15 protein-coding genes are annotated in these 15,710 nt (G+C 63.4%); 12 read left to right on the top strand and 3 right to left on the bottom strand.

Annotation, left to right across the window (positions count from 1 at the left end; genetic code table 11):
• Positions 1 to 41: 41 nt before the first annotated feature.
• Positions 42 to 800, bottom strand: coding sequence for a Nif3-like dinuclear metal center hexameric protein (locus tag C8K66_RS15425; protein ID WP_017845498.1), 759 nt, complete (start codon positions 798 to 800; stop codon positions 42 to 44).
• Between the two features lie 102 nt (positions 801 to 902).
• Here C8K66_RS15425 and algW point away from each other — a divergent pair, with 102 nt between their 5' ends.
• Positions 903 to 2,057 carry a Do family serine endopeptidase AlgW gene (algW, locus tag C8K66_RS15420; protein WP_017845499.1) on the top strand — a complete coding sequence of 385 codons (1,155 nt, stop codon included), beginning with the start codon at positions 903 to 905 and terminating at the stop codon, positions 2,055 to 2,057.
• 114 nt (positions 2,058 to 2,171) lie between these two features.
• Complete coding sequence (locus C8K66_RS15415) at positions 2,172 to 4,268, top strand: TonB-dependent siderophore receptor (RefSeq protein WP_108525307.1); 2,097 nt, start codon at positions 2,172 to 2,174, stop codon at positions 4,266 to 4,268.
• Positions 4,269 to 4,370: 102 nt separating this feature from the next.
• Here the strand turns inward: C8K66_RS15415 and hemH are convergent, their stop codons facing one another.
• Both hemH and C8K66_RS15405 read right to left on the bottom strand, forming a co-directional pair.
• Positions 4,371 to 5,396, bottom strand: a complete 1,026-nt coding sequence (hemH, locus tag C8K66_RS15410; RefSeq protein ID WP_057005759.1) for a ferrochelatase — start codon at positions 5,394 to 5,396, stop codon at positions 4,371 to 4,373.
• Positions 5,397 to 5,410: 14 nt separating this feature from the next.
• Entirely contained in the window at positions 5,411 to 6,310 is a 900-nt protein-coding gene (locus C8K66_RS15405; protein WP_046384748.1) for a TIGR01777 family oxidoreductase, read from the bottom strand.
• Between the two features lie 211 nt (positions 6,311 to 6,521).
• Between C8K66_RS15405 and C8K66_RS15400 the strand changes: the two genes are divergently transcribed.
• The 10 genes from C8K66_RS15400 to C8K66_RS15355 all read left to right on the top strand — a co-directional run bounded on the left by C8K66_RS15400 (position 6,522) and on the right by C8K66_RS15355 (position 15,691).
• Complete coding sequence (locus C8K66_RS15400; protein WP_046384749.1) at positions 6,522 to 7,505, top strand: NAD(P)/FAD-dependent oxidoreductase; 984 nt, start codon at positions 6,522 to 6,524, stop codon at positions 7,503 to 7,505.
• Positions 7,505 to 7,720: a TIGR02450 family Trp-rich protein gene (locus C8K66_RS15395; RefSeq protein WP_017845504.1), complete on the top strand. Its 216-nt coding sequence runs from the start codon at positions 7,505 to 7,507 to the stop codon at positions 7,718 to 7,720. The genes C8K66_RS15400 and C8K66_RS15395 overlap by 1 nt, the downstream gene beginning before the upstream one ends.
• A 112-nt stretch (positions 7,721 to 7,832) precedes the next feature.
• A complete protein-coding gene (locus C8K66_RS15390) occupies positions 7,833 to 8,798 on the top strand; it encodes a DUF523 and DUF1722 domain-containing protein (protein WP_108525305.1) in 966 nt (321 codons plus the stop codon).
• Between the two features lie 15 nt (positions 8,799 to 8,813).
• A complete protein-coding gene (locus C8K66_RS15385) occupies positions 8,814 to 9,743 on the top strand; it encodes a MerR family transcriptional regulator (RefSeq protein WP_108525418.1) in 930 nt (309 codons plus the stop codon).
• Positions 9,744 to 11,189, top strand: a complete 1,446-nt coding sequence (gene phrB / locus C8K66_RS15380; RefSeq protein ID WP_108525303.1) for a deoxyribodipyrimidine photo-lyase — start codon at positions 9,744 to 9,746, stop codon at positions 11,187 to 11,189.
• Entirely contained in the window at positions 11,182 to 11,604 is a 423-nt protein-coding gene (locus C8K66_RS15375) for a nuclear transport factor 2 family protein (RefSeq protein ID WP_017845508.1), read from the top strand. The genes phrB and C8K66_RS15375 overlap by 8 nt, the downstream gene beginning before the upstream one ends.
• Positions 11,601 to 12,383, top strand: a complete 783-nt coding sequence (locus C8K66_RS15370) for an SDR family oxidoreductase (RefSeq protein WP_108525301.1) — start codon at positions 11,601 to 11,603, stop codon at positions 12,381 to 12,383. The genes C8K66_RS15375 and C8K66_RS15370 overlap by 4 nt, the downstream gene beginning before the upstream one ends.
• Complete coding sequence (locus C8K66_RS15365) at positions 12,380 to 13,627, top strand: NAD(P)/FAD-dependent oxidoreductase (protein WP_108525299.1); 1,248 nt, start codon at positions 12,380 to 12,382, stop codon at positions 13,625 to 13,627. Before C8K66_RS15370 ends, C8K66_RS15365 begins: the two co-directional genes overlap by 4 nt.
• Positions 13,624 to 14,433, top strand: coding sequence for a DUF1365 domain-containing protein (locus C8K66_RS15360; protein ID WP_108525297.1), 810 nt, complete (start codon positions 13,624 to 13,626; stop codon positions 14,431 to 14,433). Before C8K66_RS15365 ends, C8K66_RS15360 begins: the two co-directional genes overlap by 4 nt.
• Positions 14,420 to 15,691 (top strand): cyclopropane-fatty-acyl-phospholipid synthase family protein, encoded by a 1,272-nt coding sequence (locus C8K66_RS15355; protein ID WP_017845512.1) that lies wholly within the window; start codon positions 14,420 to 14,422, stop codon positions 15,689 to 15,691. Before C8K66_RS15360 ends, C8K66_RS15355 begins: the two co-directional genes overlap by 14 nt.
• Positions 15,692 to 15,710 lie beyond the last annotated feature (19 nt).

Below are 15,710 nucleotides of genomic sequence, written 5' to 3'. Positions count from 1 at the left end.
TGGGCGGCCGAACCCTCCCAAATGTGGGAGGGTGGTGTGCGTTAGATCGGGTTGGGACAATCGATGAACAAATGCTCCAGGGCGAAACGCCGCGCCAGGTAATCGCCCAACGCCTGCACACCGTAACGCTCAGTGGCGTGATGGCCGGCGGCGATAAAACTGATGTCGTTTTCGCGGGCGCTGTGGAAGGTCTGTTCGGAGGCTTCGCCGCTCAGGTACAGGTCGACGCCGGCCGCAATCGCCTGGTCGATGTAACCCTGGCCACCGCCGGTACACCAGCCGACGCGGCGGATCATCTCGCTGCCTTCGATCAGCAGCGGCTCGCGCCCCAACACGCTCTGCACGCGGTGGGCGAAGTCACGCGGCGACAGCGGCTCGGCGAGAGAGCCGACCAGCCCGACGATCTTGAGGTCGGCCGGGTCCAGCGGGCCTTCGACGGTGATGTCCAACTGCCGAGCAAGCTGTACGTTGTTGCCGACCTCGGCGTGCAGGTCCAGCGGCAGGTGGTAGGCCAGCAGGCTGATGTCGTGCTTGAGCAGGGTCTTCAGGCGGCGCTGCTTCATGCCGGTGATGCACGGGTTCTCGCCCTTCCAGAAATAACCGTGGTGGACCAGCACCAGGTCGGCCTGGGCTTCGACGGCGGCGTCCAGCAATGCCTGGCTGGCGGTGACGCCGCTGACGATACGCATCACCTGCGGGCGCCCCTCGACCTGCAGGCCGTTGGGGCAGTAATCGGCAATTTTTGCGCTGCCAAGGTAGCGGTCCGCTTCCTCGACGAGGGTGCTCAAAGCAACGGCCATAAAAGACTCCTAAATATCCCGTTCCGAGGCGCTCGCAGCCTCGTATAATGCGCGACATTATGGGCGCTCCCCCGCCCCCTGCAACCTGTCAGGACTTACTTGATGCTCAAGGCACTGCGTTTTTTTGGATGGCCATTGTTGGCTGGCGTGCTGATCGCGATGATGATTATTCAGCGTTACCCCCAGTGGGTGGGCTTACCGAGCCTTGATGTGAACCTGCAACAGGCCCCGCAAACCAATACGATGGTGCAAGGCCCGGTGACCTACGCCGACGCCGTGGTCATCGCCGCCCCTGCGGTGGTCAACCTGTACACCACCAAGGTCGTCAACAAGCCGGCGCACCCGCTGTTCGAAGACCCGCAGTTCCGCCGCTATTTCGGCGACAACAGCCCCAAGCAGCGACGCATGGAATCCAGCCTGGGGTCCGGGGTGATCATGAGCCCGGAAGGCTACATCCTCACCAACAACCACGTGACCACCGGTGCCGACCAGATTGTGGTAGCCCTGCGCGACGGCCGCGAAACCCTGGCCCGCGTGGTCGGCAGCGACCCGGAAACCGACCTCGCGGTGTTGAAGATCGACCTGAAAAACCTGCCCGCGATCACCATCGGCCGCTCCGAAGGGCTGCGGGTCGGCGATGTCGCGCTGGCCATCGGCAACCCGTTCGGCGTCGGCCAGACGGTCACCATGGGCATCATCAGCGCCACCGGGCGTAACCAGTTGGGCCTCAACAGCTACGAAGACTTCATCCAGACCGACGCCGCGATCAACCCGGGCAACTCCGGCGGCGCGCTGGTGGATGCCAACGGCAACCTGACCGGCATCAACACGGCGATTTTCTCCAAGTCCGGCGGCTCCCAGGGCATCGGTTTCGCGATCCCGGTCAAGCTGGCGATGGAAGTGATGAAGTCGATCATCGAGCACGGCCAAGTGATCCGTGGCTGGCTGGGGATCGAAGTGCAGCCGCTGAGCAAGGAACTGGCCGAGTCGTTTGGCCTGACCGGGCGCCCGGGCATCGTGGTCGCCGGGATCTTCCGCGACGGCCCGGCGCAAAAGGCCGGCCTGCAACTGGGCGATGTGATCCTCAGCATCGACGGCGAACCGGCCGGTGATGGCCGCAAGTCGATGAACCAAGTGGCGCGGATCAAACCGACCGACAAGGTCACGATCCAGGTGATGCGCAACGGTAAAGAGCTCAACCTGACGGCGGAAATCGGCCTGCGCCCACCGCCCGCGCCGGTGACGGAAGAGGAATAACCCGCGCCCTCCAGGTGCCCGTTCGCGGGCACCTGTAAGCACATATTTCAGAACCGAACCGCTTGCATAATGACATGTTATATTGTTTCAATATCGCCATTGGAACGCTCTATCATGTCGCCTCGCACGTTTCCCCCCTTGGCCGGCCTGGCCTTGGGTTTGCTGCTGGACCCCGCCTGCGCCGAAGACACCCGCATTGAACTGGACGCCATCAGCGTCACCACCGACGCCTACGAATCCGCCACCGGCCCGGTCAACGGCTATCGCGCCACCCGCTCCGCCAGCGCAACCAAGACCGACACCGCGCTGCGTGACATCCCGCAATCCATCAGCGTGATTCCCGCCAATGTGCTCAACGACCTGGGCAGCACCGACGTGGAACGCGCCCTGGAATTTGCCGGCGGCGTCTCCAAGCAGAACAACTTCGGCGGCCTCACCCTCTACGAATACAGCGTGCGCGGCTTCACCACGTCGGAGTTCTACCAGGACGGCTTCAGCGCCAACCGCGGTTACCCGAGCACGCCGGACGCCGCCAATCTCGAACGCATCGAAGTGCTCAAAGGCCCCGCCGCCAGCCTGTACGGGCGCGGCGATCCCGGCGGCACGGTGAATATCGTCACCAAGAAACCCCAGCCCGACGCGTTCACCACCCTGCAAACCAGCGCCGGCAGTTGGGACCGCTATCGCACCGCGCTGGACGTGAACACCCCGCTCGACAGCGAAGGGCAACTGCTGACACGGGTCAACCTGGCGGTGGAAGACAACCATAGTTTCCGCGATCACGTAGACGCCAAGCGGGTGTTCGTCGCGCCGTCCTTCAGTTGGCAACTGGCCCCCGACACGCACCTGCTGGTGGAAAGCGAATTCGTGCGCCACCGCTCCACCTTCGACCGCGGCATCGTCGCGCCGCGCGGCATGTCGCGCTCCACCTTCCTCGGCGAGCCCAACGACGGCGACATCAACAACCACAACAACCGCCTCCAGGCCACCCTCGAACATCACCTCAACGACACGTGGGCCCTGCGCCTGGCCAGCCATTACAAACAAGGTAGCCTGTGGGGCGACGCTTCGGAAAACCGCGCGCTGAACAGCGACGGCCACACCGTCAACCGCCGCTACCGCGAACGCTCCATGGGTTGGCACGACAGCATCACCCAACTGGAACTGCGCGGTCTGTTCGACATCGGTCGTTGGCAACATGAGCTGCTGATCGGCACCGAGTACGAGGACTACCGCAAGAAGGAACGCGTGACCGCCATCGCCGGCAGCCCCTACGCGATCGACATCTACAACCCGGTCTACGGCCAGCCCAAACCCGATGGCGAGCGCTCCGGCACTGACTTCTCCGAACAGGTAAAAAGCCAGGCACTGAACCTGCAAGACCAGATCGTCTTCACCGAACGCCTGCGCGGCATGCTCGGCGCGCGCTTCGAGCACTTCGAGCAACACACCGACGACTTCACCCGTCATCACGCCAAGAGCCGCCAGACCCACGATGCCCTGACCCAGCGCGCCGGCCTGCTCTACCAGCTCACACCTGAAGTCGGGGTGTTCGCCAACGCCTCGACCTCATTCAAGCCGAACAACGGCCTGGACGCTGGCGGCAAATCCTTCAAGCCTGAAGAGGGCGTGGGGTATGAAGTGGGGATCAAGAGCGAGCTGTTCGACGAGCGCCTCAGCGCCACCCTCGCCGCGTTCCACATCGAGAAGGAAAACGTGCTGACCGTGGACCCGGCCACCGACACCCAACGCGCCATGGGCAAGGCACGCAGCCAAGGGTTTGACCTGCAACTGAGCGGGCAACTGAGCGAGGCAGTGCGCGTGATCGGCGCGTTCGCCTACATCGATGCCGAAGTGACCAAGGGCGATAAAGCCATCCCCACCGGCAGCCGCATTCTCGGCGTGGCCAAGCGCAGCGGCAGCCTGTTGGGCGTGTATGAATTCCAGGACGGCACGTTGCGCGGTTCAGACGTGGGCGCGGCGTTCACCTATGTCGGTGATCGCTCCGGTGAAGCCGGCGGCAGTTTCGAACTGCCCGCCTATCACACCGTGGACCTGCTGGCGCATTACAAAGCCACCGACAACGTCACCGTGGGCCTGAACCTTAACAACCTGTTTGATGAAAAGTACTACGAACGCGCCTACAGCAACTATTGGGTCAGCCCCGGTGAACCGCGCAACTTCACGGTCAGCCTGACCCTCAACCTGTAACGCGGTCAAACCTGTGGGAGGAGGCTTGCCCCCGATAGCGCTACAACAGTCACCTCACCCAGTGACTGGCAAACCGCTATCGGGAGCACGCCCCTTCCCACATTACAGTGCCACGGGGGCCCGCTCGCACAGGGTGTTAAGCGCCACCGCCCACTGCTCGCTGTCATTCAAGCACGGCACCAGCACCAACTCCTCGCCGCCCGCTGCGCGGAATTGCTCCCGGCCACGGTCGCCGATCTCTTCCAGCGTCTCGATGCAGTCGGCCACGAACGCCGGGCACATCACCAGCAGCTTTTTCACGCCTTGCTGGGCCAACGCTTCCAGGCGTGCCTCGGTGTAGGGTTCGATCCACTTCGCCCGGCCCAGGCGCGACTGGAATGCCACCGACCATTTGCCGTCCGGCAGCCCCATGCGCTCGGCAAAATTGCGGGCGACGCTGAAGCACTGCGCGCGGTAACACGTGGCAAGCGTCTGCGGCGAAGCGTTGCGGCAGCAATCGGCATCCTTGAAGCAATGCGCGCCGGTAGGGTCGAGCTTGGTCAGATGGCGCTCGGGCAGGCCGTGGAAACTCAGGAGCAGGTGGTCGTACTCCTGCGCCACGTAAGGCCGCACGCTCGCCGCCAACGCATCGAGGTACTCCGGCTGATCGTAGAACGGTTGCAGGATCGAGAACTGCACCTTGAGCTTCTTGTCGCGCACCACCCGCTGGGCTTCTTCAATCACCGTGGTCACGGTGCTGTCGGCGAACTGCGGGTACAACGGCGCCAGGGTGATTTTCTGAACCCCCTGGGCGGCCAGCCGCGTCAGGGTCGTTTCAAGGGACGGCTCGCCATAACGCATCGCCAGCTCCACCGGCCCCTGGGTCCACTGCGCAGTCATTTTCTGCTGCAGGCGCTGGCTGAGCACCACCAGCGGCGAGCCTTCCTCCCACCAGATCGAGGCATAGGCATGGGCCGACTGCTCGGGACGCTTGATCAGGATCAGCGACACCAGCAAGCGCCGCACCGGCCACGGCAGGTCGATCACGTAAGGGTCCATCAGGAACTGATTGAGGTAGCTGCGCACATCGGCCACCGAAGTAGACGCCGGTGACCCCAGGTTGACCAGTAACAACGCGTGATCCGTCATGCAACATCCTATCTCTAGAGGCGGCTGGACAAGTCGTCCAAGGCCGCCTTCAACTCAGTGAACTGGAAAGTGAAACCGGCCGCCAACAGGCGTTCGGGCAAAGCTTTCTGGCCGCCCAGCAACAAACCGGACAACTCGCCCAACCCCACCTTCAACACGAAGGCCGGCATGGGCATGAACGCCGGGCGGTGCAGCACCTGGCCCAACGTCTTGGCAAACTCGCGGTTACGCACCGGGTGCGGCGCGCAGGCATTATAGGGACCGCGAGCGTCGTGCTGGTGCAGAAGAAAATCTATCAGCGCGATTTGATCGTGGATATGCACCCACGGCATCCACTGCCGGCCATTCCCAATCGGCCCGCCCAGTGCCAGCTTGAACGGCAGCAACAGCCGCGACAAAAAGCCGCCCTCGGCCGCCAGCACCAGCCCGGTACGCACCAGCACCACGCGAATGCCCAGGGCTTCGGCGCGCTGGGCGGTTTCTTCCCAGGCGACGCACAACTGGCTGGGGAAATCGTCCTGCACCGGGCCGCTGGCTTCGGTCAGTTCGCGCTCGCCGCCGTCGCCGTACCAGCCCACGGCAGAACCGGAAATCAACACCGCCGGTTTCTCCGCCAGGCCTTCCAGCCACACCAGCAGGGTTTCGGTCAGACTGATGCGGCTGCTCCACAGCAGCGCCTTGCGTTTATGCGTCCAGGGGCGATCGGCGATCGGCGCGCCGGCCAGATTAATGACGGCGTCCACCGGGCCGATAACCTCTTGCAGGCTGGCGACACCGCGCACCGCATCGCCACATAACCGGGCGACCTGTTCAGGGCGACGGCTCCACACCGTCAGGCGATGCCCTTGCGCCAGCCAATGTTGGCAGAGTTGACGGCCGATCAGGCCGGTACCGCCGGTCAGCAAAATATGCATGGGATCTTCCTCATGTAACGTTCGCCACCGATCACTGGTCTATTTTATAAGCAGGGATCATTTGCAATCGGGCGTGACATTGATTTAAGCCTCAGCTTTAACCATAGGTCACGCCAAACGATCAGGTACGCCAAAACTTATACCAAAAAACAATATTGTACAGCTATTGGTGTCGGCGTAGTCTGTACCCAACGGTAAAACGAGGCCTCCCATGACTGTCCCCATCGCGATCATCGGCACCGGCATCGCCGGTCTCTCCGCCGCCCGAGCGTTACGAGACGCCGGGCATGTTGTACAACTCTTCGATAAAAGCCGCGGCAGTGGTGGCCGCATGTCCAGCAAGCGCAGCGACGCCGGCGCACTGGACATGGGCGCGCAGTACTTCACCGCCCGCGACCGCCGCTTCGTCAACGAAGTGCAGCGCTGGCAAAGCAATGGCTGGGCCGAGCAATGGAAGCCGCAGCTGTATAACTTCAAGTCCGGCGAACTCACGCCCTCCCCCGATGAACAGATCCGCTGGGTCGGCACGCCGCGCATGAGCGCCATCACCCGCGCCCTGCTCGACGATCTGCCGGTGCAGTTCGGCTGCCGTATCACCGAAGTGTTCCAAGGCAAACGGCACTGGAACCTGCTGGACGCCGACGGCGGCAACCATGGTCCGTTCAGCCACGTCATCATCGCCACGCCCGCCCCGCAAGCGACCGCCCTGCTGGCCGCCGCACCGAAGCTGGCAAGTGCCGCCGCCGGCGTGAAGATGGACCCGACCTGGGCCATCGCGCTGGCCTTCGACAAGCCGCTGGAAACCCCGATGGAAGGCTGCTTCGTGCAAGACAGCGCCCTCGACTGGCTGGCCCGCAACCGCAGCAAACCGGGGCGCGACACCGTCCTCGACACCTGGGTGCTGCACGCCACCAGCGCCTGGAGCAAAGAACATCTGGACCTGCCCAAAGAAGCAGTGATCGAACACCTGCACGGCGCCTTCGCCGAACTGCTGCACAGCGCCATGCCCGCGCCTTCGTTCAGCCTGGCGCACCGCTGGCTCTACGCACGACCGTCCAGCGCCCATGAATTCGGCGTGCTGGCCGACGCCGACCTGGGCTTGTACGTATGCGGCGACTGGTGCCTGTCGGGCCGCGTGGAAGGCGCCTGGCTCAGTGGCCAGGAAGCCGCGCGACGCTTGATCGAGCACCTGTAATGAACCGCATAAACCCCGCTAAATTGCTGCTGTCGAAGTGGACAGCAGCACACCCGCGCAACAAGGAAAAACACTTCCTGGTCACCGAACTGTTTTGTGATGAAGAAGGCAACGTGCTCGACATCGAGCTGCAAGCCGTCATGACCCGGCGCGGTGAACGCCTGCCCTGGCAAACCCTGCAAAGCGCCGAGGACTGGCGAATCGGCTGGAAATAGCCCTCGCACAAATACTTGTACAAACCATTTGACTTGTACAGCATCAAACCTATGATGAGATTTAGCTGTACATGCTTTTACGCTTGTACAGGAATCTTGCAGAGGTTTGCCCATGTCCAGCACCCCGTCCTTCAAGCCGAAGATTGGTATCAGCGCCTGCCTGCTGGGCGAGAACGTCCGTTTCAACGGCGGCCACAAGCAATCGCAACTCTGCAGCGAGGTGCTCGCCGCGTACTTCGACTTTGTGCCGTTGTGCCCGGAAGTGGCGATCGGCCTGGGCATTCCCCGAGAGACCATTCGCCTGGTGGGCGATGCCGCGTCCCCTCAAGCCGTCGGCAGCGTGCATCGCGAGCTGAACGTCACCGCGCCGCTGGGTGAATACGGCGAAAAAATGGCCGCCGAGCACAGCGACCTGTGCGGCTATATCTTCATGCAGAAATCGCCGTCCTGCGGCCTGGAACGGGTCAAGGTCTACCGTGAAAACGGCGCACCGGTGGACGGCGGCGGGCGTGGCATCTATGCCCAAGCCTTTTGCGCGCGCCACCCCAACCTGCCTGTGGAAGAAGACGGCCGCCTGAATGACCCGGTGCTGCGGGAAAACTTCCTGACCCGCGTCTTCGTCCACGCCAGCTGGCAACAATTGCTCGGCGAAGGCCTGAGCCGCCATCGCCTGCTGGCCTTTCACGCGCGCTACAAATACCTGCTGATGGCCCACAGCCCGGCGCATTACAAAAGCCTCGGCAACCTGCTCGGCGGCATGGCCAAGGGCGAGGACCTCGACGCATTGGGCAGCGGCTATTTCAGCGCGCTGATGAGCGGCCTGAGAAAGTGCGCCACCCGCGGCACCCACACCAATGTGCTGCAACACATCAGCGGTTACCTCAAGCAGGCCATCAGCGCCGACGACAAACAGGAAATGCAAACCGTGATCGGCCAATACCGCCAAGGCATCGTGCCGCTGGTGGTGCCGCTGACCTTGCTCAAGCACCACTTTCGCCTCCACCCGGACCGCTACATCGCGCAGCAGGCTTACTTGCAGCCACACCCGGAAAATCTCAGCCTGCGCAATGCGATCTGAACCATGAAAAACCTCATGACCACAGCCTTGCAAGACGAACCCGGCGAAGATATCGCCCAAGCCCTCGAAGACGGCTGGCTGCCGATCCGTGAAGTGGCGCGCCAGACCGGCGTCAACGCCGTGACCCTGCGCGCCTGGGAGCGCCGCTATGGCCTGATCGTGCCGCAGCGCACGCCCAAGGGTCACCGGCTGTTCAGCCGCGACCATGTGCAGCGCATCCACACCATCCTCACCTGGCTCAATCGCGGCGTGCCGGTCAGCCAGGTGAAAAACCTGATCGACTCCGCGCACGTCGCTCCCGACGCCGTCGAAAACGAATGGCACACCCTGCGCCAGACCCTGGTGCAGGCCATCAGCGAGCTGGCCGAACGCCGGGTCGACGATGCCTTCAACCAGGCCATGGCGCTCTACCCGCCGCGCACCCTGTGCGAACAACTGCTGCTGCCGCTGCTCCGCGAACTGGAGCAACGCTGGCAGGGCCAATTCGGCGCGCAGATGGAACGGGTGTTCTTCCTGTCCTGGTTGCGCAGCAAGTTCGGCGCACGGATCTATCACAACAATCGCCAGTTGCACGGCGCACCGCTGCTGCTGGTGAATCATTCCGACCTGCCCCTGGCACCGCACCTGTGGCTCAGCGCCTGGCTGGCCAGCAGCGCCGACTGCCCGGTGGAAGTCTTCGACTGGCCGCTGCCGACCGGTGAACTGGCGCTGGCCGTGGAACACCTGCAACCGCGCGCGGTGCTGCTGTATTCAAGCCAGGCGCTCCATTTGTCGGCACTCGCAAAACTTCTGGGCGGCATCGCTTGCCCAAAGTTGATCGTCGGGCCAACGGTATGCATCCACCAGGCCGAGCTGACGGCATTAGCCGGCGACACCCCTGAATTGTTCGTCGCCGAAAACCCGTTGTCGGCTCACCAGATACTGATCCAGCAGGGACTTGTTTAAATGCACTTGATCTGGCTGCGCACCGACCTGCGCCTGCATGACAACACCGCCCTGACCGCCGCGAGCCAGCGCGGCCCGGTGGCGGCCGTGTACCTGATCACCCCGCAGCAATGGCTGGCCCACGATGATGCGCCGTGCAAAGTCGACTTCTGGCTGCGCAACCTGCAGCACTTGAGCCAGGCCCTCGGCGCGCTGAATATTCCCTTGCTGATCCGCCGCGCCGCGACCTGGGACCACGCGCCCGCCGTACTCGGCCAACTGTGCCGCGAGCTATCGGTCGAGTCGGTCCACGTCAACGAGGAATACGGCATCCACGAAAGCCGTCGCGATGCGGCGGTGGCCAAGGCTTTGGAAGCCGACGGCGTGAGCTTCCACCGTTACCTGGACCAATTGTTTTTCCAGCCCGGCAGCGTGCTGACCAAGACCGGCACCTACTTCCAGGTGTTCAGCCAGTTCCGCAAAGTCTGCTACGCCCGCCTGCACAGCGCCCTGCCGCGCCGGGTGGCCACGCCCAAGGCTCAAGCGGCCCTCGCGCTGACCAGCGACCCGGTACCGCAACAGGTCGACGGTTTCGAAACGCCGAGCGAAACGCTGCGCGCCCTCTGGCCCGCCGGTGAAGACGAAGCGCGCCGCCGCCTCGACGCGTTCGCCGCGCAGCAGATCAGCTACTACAAGGATGAGCGCGACTTCCCGGCCAAGCCCGGCACCAGCCAGCTGTCGGCGTACCTCGCGGCGGGCGTGGTTTCGCCGCGCCAGTGCCTGCATGCCGCGCTGCAGCGCAACCAGGGCGAGTTCGAAAGCGGCGATATCGGCACGATCACCTGGGTCAACGAACTGCTCTGGCGTGAGTTCTACAAGCACATCCTGGTGGGCTACCCGCGGGTGTCCCGTCACCGCGCCTTCCGCCCCGAAACCGAGGCGGTGGCCTGGCGCGACGCGCCCAACGACCTCGCCGCCTGGCAGCAGGCGCGCACCGGTTTGCCGATCATCGACGCGGCCATGCGCCAACTGCTGGAAACCGGCTGGATGCACAACCGCCTGCGCATGGTGGTGGCGATGTTCCTGACCAAGAACCTGCTGATCGACTGGCGCGAAGGCGAGCGCTTTTTCATGCGCCACCTGATCGACGGCGACCTGGCAGCCAACAATGGCGGCTGGCAGTGGAGCGCCTCCACCGGCACCGATTCGGCGCCGTATTTCCGGATTTTCAGCCCGCTGAGCCAGTCGCAGAAATTTGACCGCGACGGCGTGTTCATCAAGCACTGGCTGCCGCAACTGGCGACGCTGAATAAAAACGACGTACACGACCCGCAGGCCGCTGGCGGCCTGTTCGGCGTGGCCGACTACCCGCGCTCGATCGTCGACCTGAAACACTCCCGCGAACGTGCATTGGCGGCATTCCGCAGCCTGCCGTCGCGCCAGGCCGTCGGAGCCGAACATGAGTGACTTCCTGCGCCGCTTCGCCCAGGCCTTCGCCACTCTGGACAAGCACAACCTGCACCTGCTCGACAGCCTGTACAGCAAGGACATCGTCTTCACCGACCCGCTGCACGAGGTCCACGGGCTCACGCCGCTGCACCACTATTTCGCGCAGTTGTACGGTAATGTCAGCCAGTTGCGCTTCGACTTCCACGGCTTCGACCAGGTGGCCGAAGGCGAAGGTTACCTGCGCTGGAAAATGAGCTTTTGCCACCCGCGCCTGGCCAAGGGCAAGGTGATCCGAGTGGAAGGTTGCTCGCACCTGATGTGGCGCGACAAGGTGTACCGCCATCGGGATTATTTCGATGCCGGCGCAATGCTTTACGAACACTTGCCGGTGTTCGGCCGTGTGATCAGTTGGCTGAAAAGGAGAGTCGGATGAACCTCACACCGCCCCGTCGTTATTGGCTGACCGGCGCCAGCAGTGGCATCGGCGCCTCCCTCGCCGTGGAGCTGCTCAACAGCGGCGCCCACGTGGCCCTCAGCTCGCGCTCCAAAGGCCCGCTGCAAGCGCTCGCCCAGCGCTTTCCCGGCCAAGTGCTGGTCGTGGCGGGCGACTTGACCAACAGCCAGACCGTGCGCGAAATCGGCGAACACATCGCCCAGGTCTGGGGGGCGCTGGACACCGTGATCCTCAATGCCGGCACCTGTGAATATGTCGATGCCAAGCAATTCGACGCGTCGATCGTCGAACACGTGGTACGCACCAACCTGCTCGCCAGCAGTTATTGCATCGAAGCCGCACTGCCACTGTTGCGCGCCGGGCGCGCACCGCATCTGGTGGGCGTGGCCAGCGCCGTGACCTACCTGCCGATGCCGCGCGCCGAAGCCTATGGCGCGTCCAAGGCCGGTTTGCGCTACCTGTTCGAATCCCTGCGCATCAGCCTGTCGCCGGAAAACATTGACGTCACCGTGATCAGCCCGGGCTTTGTCGACACCCCGCTGACCGAGCGCAATGACTTCCCGATGCCCCTGGCCTGGTCTGCCGACAAGGCGGCCCGGCATATCTTCGCCAAGCTGGACAAACGCCCACTGGAAATCGCCTTCCCGGCGATGTTCATCGCCACCCTGTGGCCGTTGTCGAAACTGCCGAATCGCGCGCAACTGATCATCGGCAAACGCATGCTGCGCAGCCCGCCGCCAAAAAAGGACGACCTGTGAAGATCGCGATTATCGGCAGCGGCATTGCCGGGCTGACCAGCGCCTACCTGCTCAGCCGTCGCCACGACATCACCCTGTTCGAAGCGGGCGATCGCATCGGCGGGCATACCCACACGGTCAACGTCACCGTCGAGGGTAAAAGCTATGCGGTGGACACCGGCTTTATCGTATTCAACGACTGGACCTACCCCAACTTCATCCGCCTGCTGGGTCAGGTCGGCGTGAAGTTCAAACCCACCGAGATGAGCTTTTCGGTGTGCGACCGCCGCAGCGGGTTCGAGTACAACGGCAATAACCTCAACAGCCTGTTTGCGCAGCGGCGCAATCTGTTGTCGCCGGGGTTCTGGGGCATGTTGCGCGATATTCTGCGCTTCAACCGCGAGGCGCCGGCGGACCTGCAAGCGCAACGCATCAGTGCCGACATGACCCTGGGTGACTACCTCGACACCGGCGGCTACGGCCCGCGATTCATCCGGCATTACATCGTGCCGATGGGCGCTGCGATCTGGTCGATGTCCCTGGCGGACATGCTCGGTTTCCCCTTGCAGTTCTTTGTGCGCTTCTTCAAGAACCACGGCTTGCTGTCGGTGAGCAACCGCCCGCAATGGTGCGTGATCGAGGGCGGCTCAAGCCGCTACATCGAACCGCTGACCCGCGGCTTTCGTGAACGGATTCGCCTCGATTGCCCCGTGCATCGGGTCGAGCGCGATGCACAGGGCGTGACGATCCACAGCGCCGCGGGCACCGAAGCCTTCGACAAAGTGGTGTTCGCCTGCCACAGCGACCAGGCGCTGGCCCTGCTGGGCGAGCCGAGCAGTGCCGAGCAGCAGATCCTCGGCGCCCTGCCCTTCGCCGACAACGACGTGGTGCTGCACACCGACACGCGCCTGCTGCCAGACCGCAAACTGGCCTGGGCCAGCTGGAACTACCGGCTCAGCGGCAATGCGCAGAGCCAGGCGGCGGTGACCTATGACATGAACATCCTGCAAGGCATCGACAGCGCCACGACCTTTTGCGTCAGCCTCAACCAGACATCGATGATCAACCCGCTGAAGATCCTCGCCCGCTACACCTATGCCCACCCGCAATACAGCCTGGCGGCCGTGGCCGCACAAGCGCGTTGGGAAGAGTTGAACGGTGCGCAGCATACCTATTATTGCGGCGCCTATTGGGCCAACGGCTTCCACGAAGACGGCGTGATCAGCGCCTTGCGCGTGGCCCAGGCGTTTGGAGAAGCCCTGTGAACAGCGCCTTGTACAGCGGCTGGATCGCCCATCGCCGGTTTGCGCCCAAGGCCCACGCGTTTCGCTACCGCATCGGCTTGCTGTACCTGGACTTGAGCGAACAGGACGCAGTGCTCGGGCTGTCGCCCCTGGCCGGCGCAGGTCGCCTGGCCGCCTTCGGCTTTCGCCAGCAGGATTACCTGCGTGAATTCACCCGTCACGGCATGAGCCTGAGCGATGCCGTGCGCCAGCAAGTCGGCAAGGCGCTGGGGCGTACACCCCAGGGCGCTATCTGCCTACTGACTCAGGCCCGCAGTTGGGGCCTGGCGTTTAACCCGGTGAGTTTCTTCTACTGCTTTGAGGCCGACGGACAATTGGCCGCGATCCTGTGTGAAGTGACCAACACCCCATGGCGCGAGCGCTATCACTACGTGCTGCCGGCCCTGGCGCTGGGCGCCGACGAGCATCAGCACTTCGCCGTGGCCAAGGCGTTTCATGTATCGCCGTTCCTGCCGCCCGACCTGGAATACCGCATGAGCTTCAGCCCGCCCGCCGCCAGGCTTGGGGTCCACATGGCCGACTGGCAGGGCGATCGGAAAGTCTTCGACGCCACCTTGAGCCTGCAGCGCGAAGCCCTCAGCCGCGCCAGCCTGCACCGCTATCTGTGGCGCTTTCCGTGGATGACCGCCAAGACCTGCCTGGCGATCTATTGGCAGGCCCTGCGCCTGTTGCTCAAACGCACACCGATTTTTCCCCATCAGGTCGCCGATGGCGCCTCTCGCACCGCCGTCGGGTACACCAAGGATCGCCGCCATGAAATCCCCTAGCTTATCGGTCAAGGCCAACCGCCTGAACGTCAACGGCGTGACCACCGCACTGCTGCGCAAAGCCGTGCTGCGGCAACTCAGCCAATTGCGCCACGGCCAACTGGTGCTGATCGAAGACGGCGAACGCCAAGTGTTCGGCGCCCGCGAAGCGCATCTGCTGGGCGAGATCCAGATCCTCGATTCGGCGGTGTGGGGCCTGGTGGCGGCCAACGGCTCGATCGGTGCGGGCGAAGCGTTTATCCACGGTTATTGGAGCAGCCCGGACCTGACCGCCGTGGTGCGTGTGATGGTCAGCAACCTGGAGGTGCTCGACGCGCTGGAGGGCGGCCTGGCCAAGCTGGCGCGGCCGTTCACCCAAGGCTTGCATTGGCTCAACCGCAATACGCGCAAGGGTTCGCAGAAGAACATCGCCGCCCACTATGACCTGGGCAACGACCTGTTCGAAGAATTCCTCGACCCGACCATGATGTATTCGGCGGCGCAGTTCCTGAGCGCCGAAGACACCCTGGAACAGGCGCAACTGAACAAGCTGGAACGCATCTGCCAGAAACTCGCGCTTAAACCCACCGACCATCTGCTGGAGATCGGCACCGGCTGGGGCAGCATGGCGTTGTACGCGGCGCGGCACTATGGCTGCAAAGTCACCACCACGACCTTGTCCAGGGAACAGTTTGTCTACACCCAGCAACGCATCGCCGCCATGGGGCTGCAAGACCAGGTGACGCTGCTGTTGCAGGACTACCGCGACCTGAGCGGCCAATACGACAAGCTGGTGTCCATCGAAATGATCGAAGCGGTGGGCCATCGCTTCCTGCCGACCTACTTCAAACAGTGCGCGCGCCTGCTCAAGAGCGATGGGCTGATGCTGCTGCAAGCCATCACCATCCGTGAGCAACGCTTTGAACAGGCCAAGAACAGCGTCGACTTCATCCAGCGCTATATCTTCCCCGGCGGCGCCTTGCCCTGTGTGCAGAACATGCTGCAGATCATCAGCCGCGACACCGACATGAACCTGCTGCACATGGAAGATTTCGGCCTGCATTACGCGCGAACCCTGCGCTTGTGGCATGAGAACTTTCGCCGCGCTCACGGCCGTCTCATGGAATTGGGCTACGACGAATACTTCCTGCGGTTGTGGGAGTTTTACCTGTGCTACTGCGAAGGCGGCTTTATGGAGCGCACCATCGGCACCGCGCAGTTGCTGCTGGCCAAGCCGGCAGCCATCAACCCGCCGTTGCTTGGGCGTTTCAGTGCTTAACCAATGCGCCGGGTACGCT

The organism is Pseudomonas sp. GV105 (assembly GCF_003058185.1).
GTDB lineage: Bacteria > Pseudomonadota > Gammaproteobacteria > Pseudomonadales > Pseudomonadaceae > Aquipseudomonas > Aquipseudomonas veronii.
Note: the sequence above shows the minus strand (reverse complement) of the source record. Positions and strands in the feature narration are given on the sequence as shown.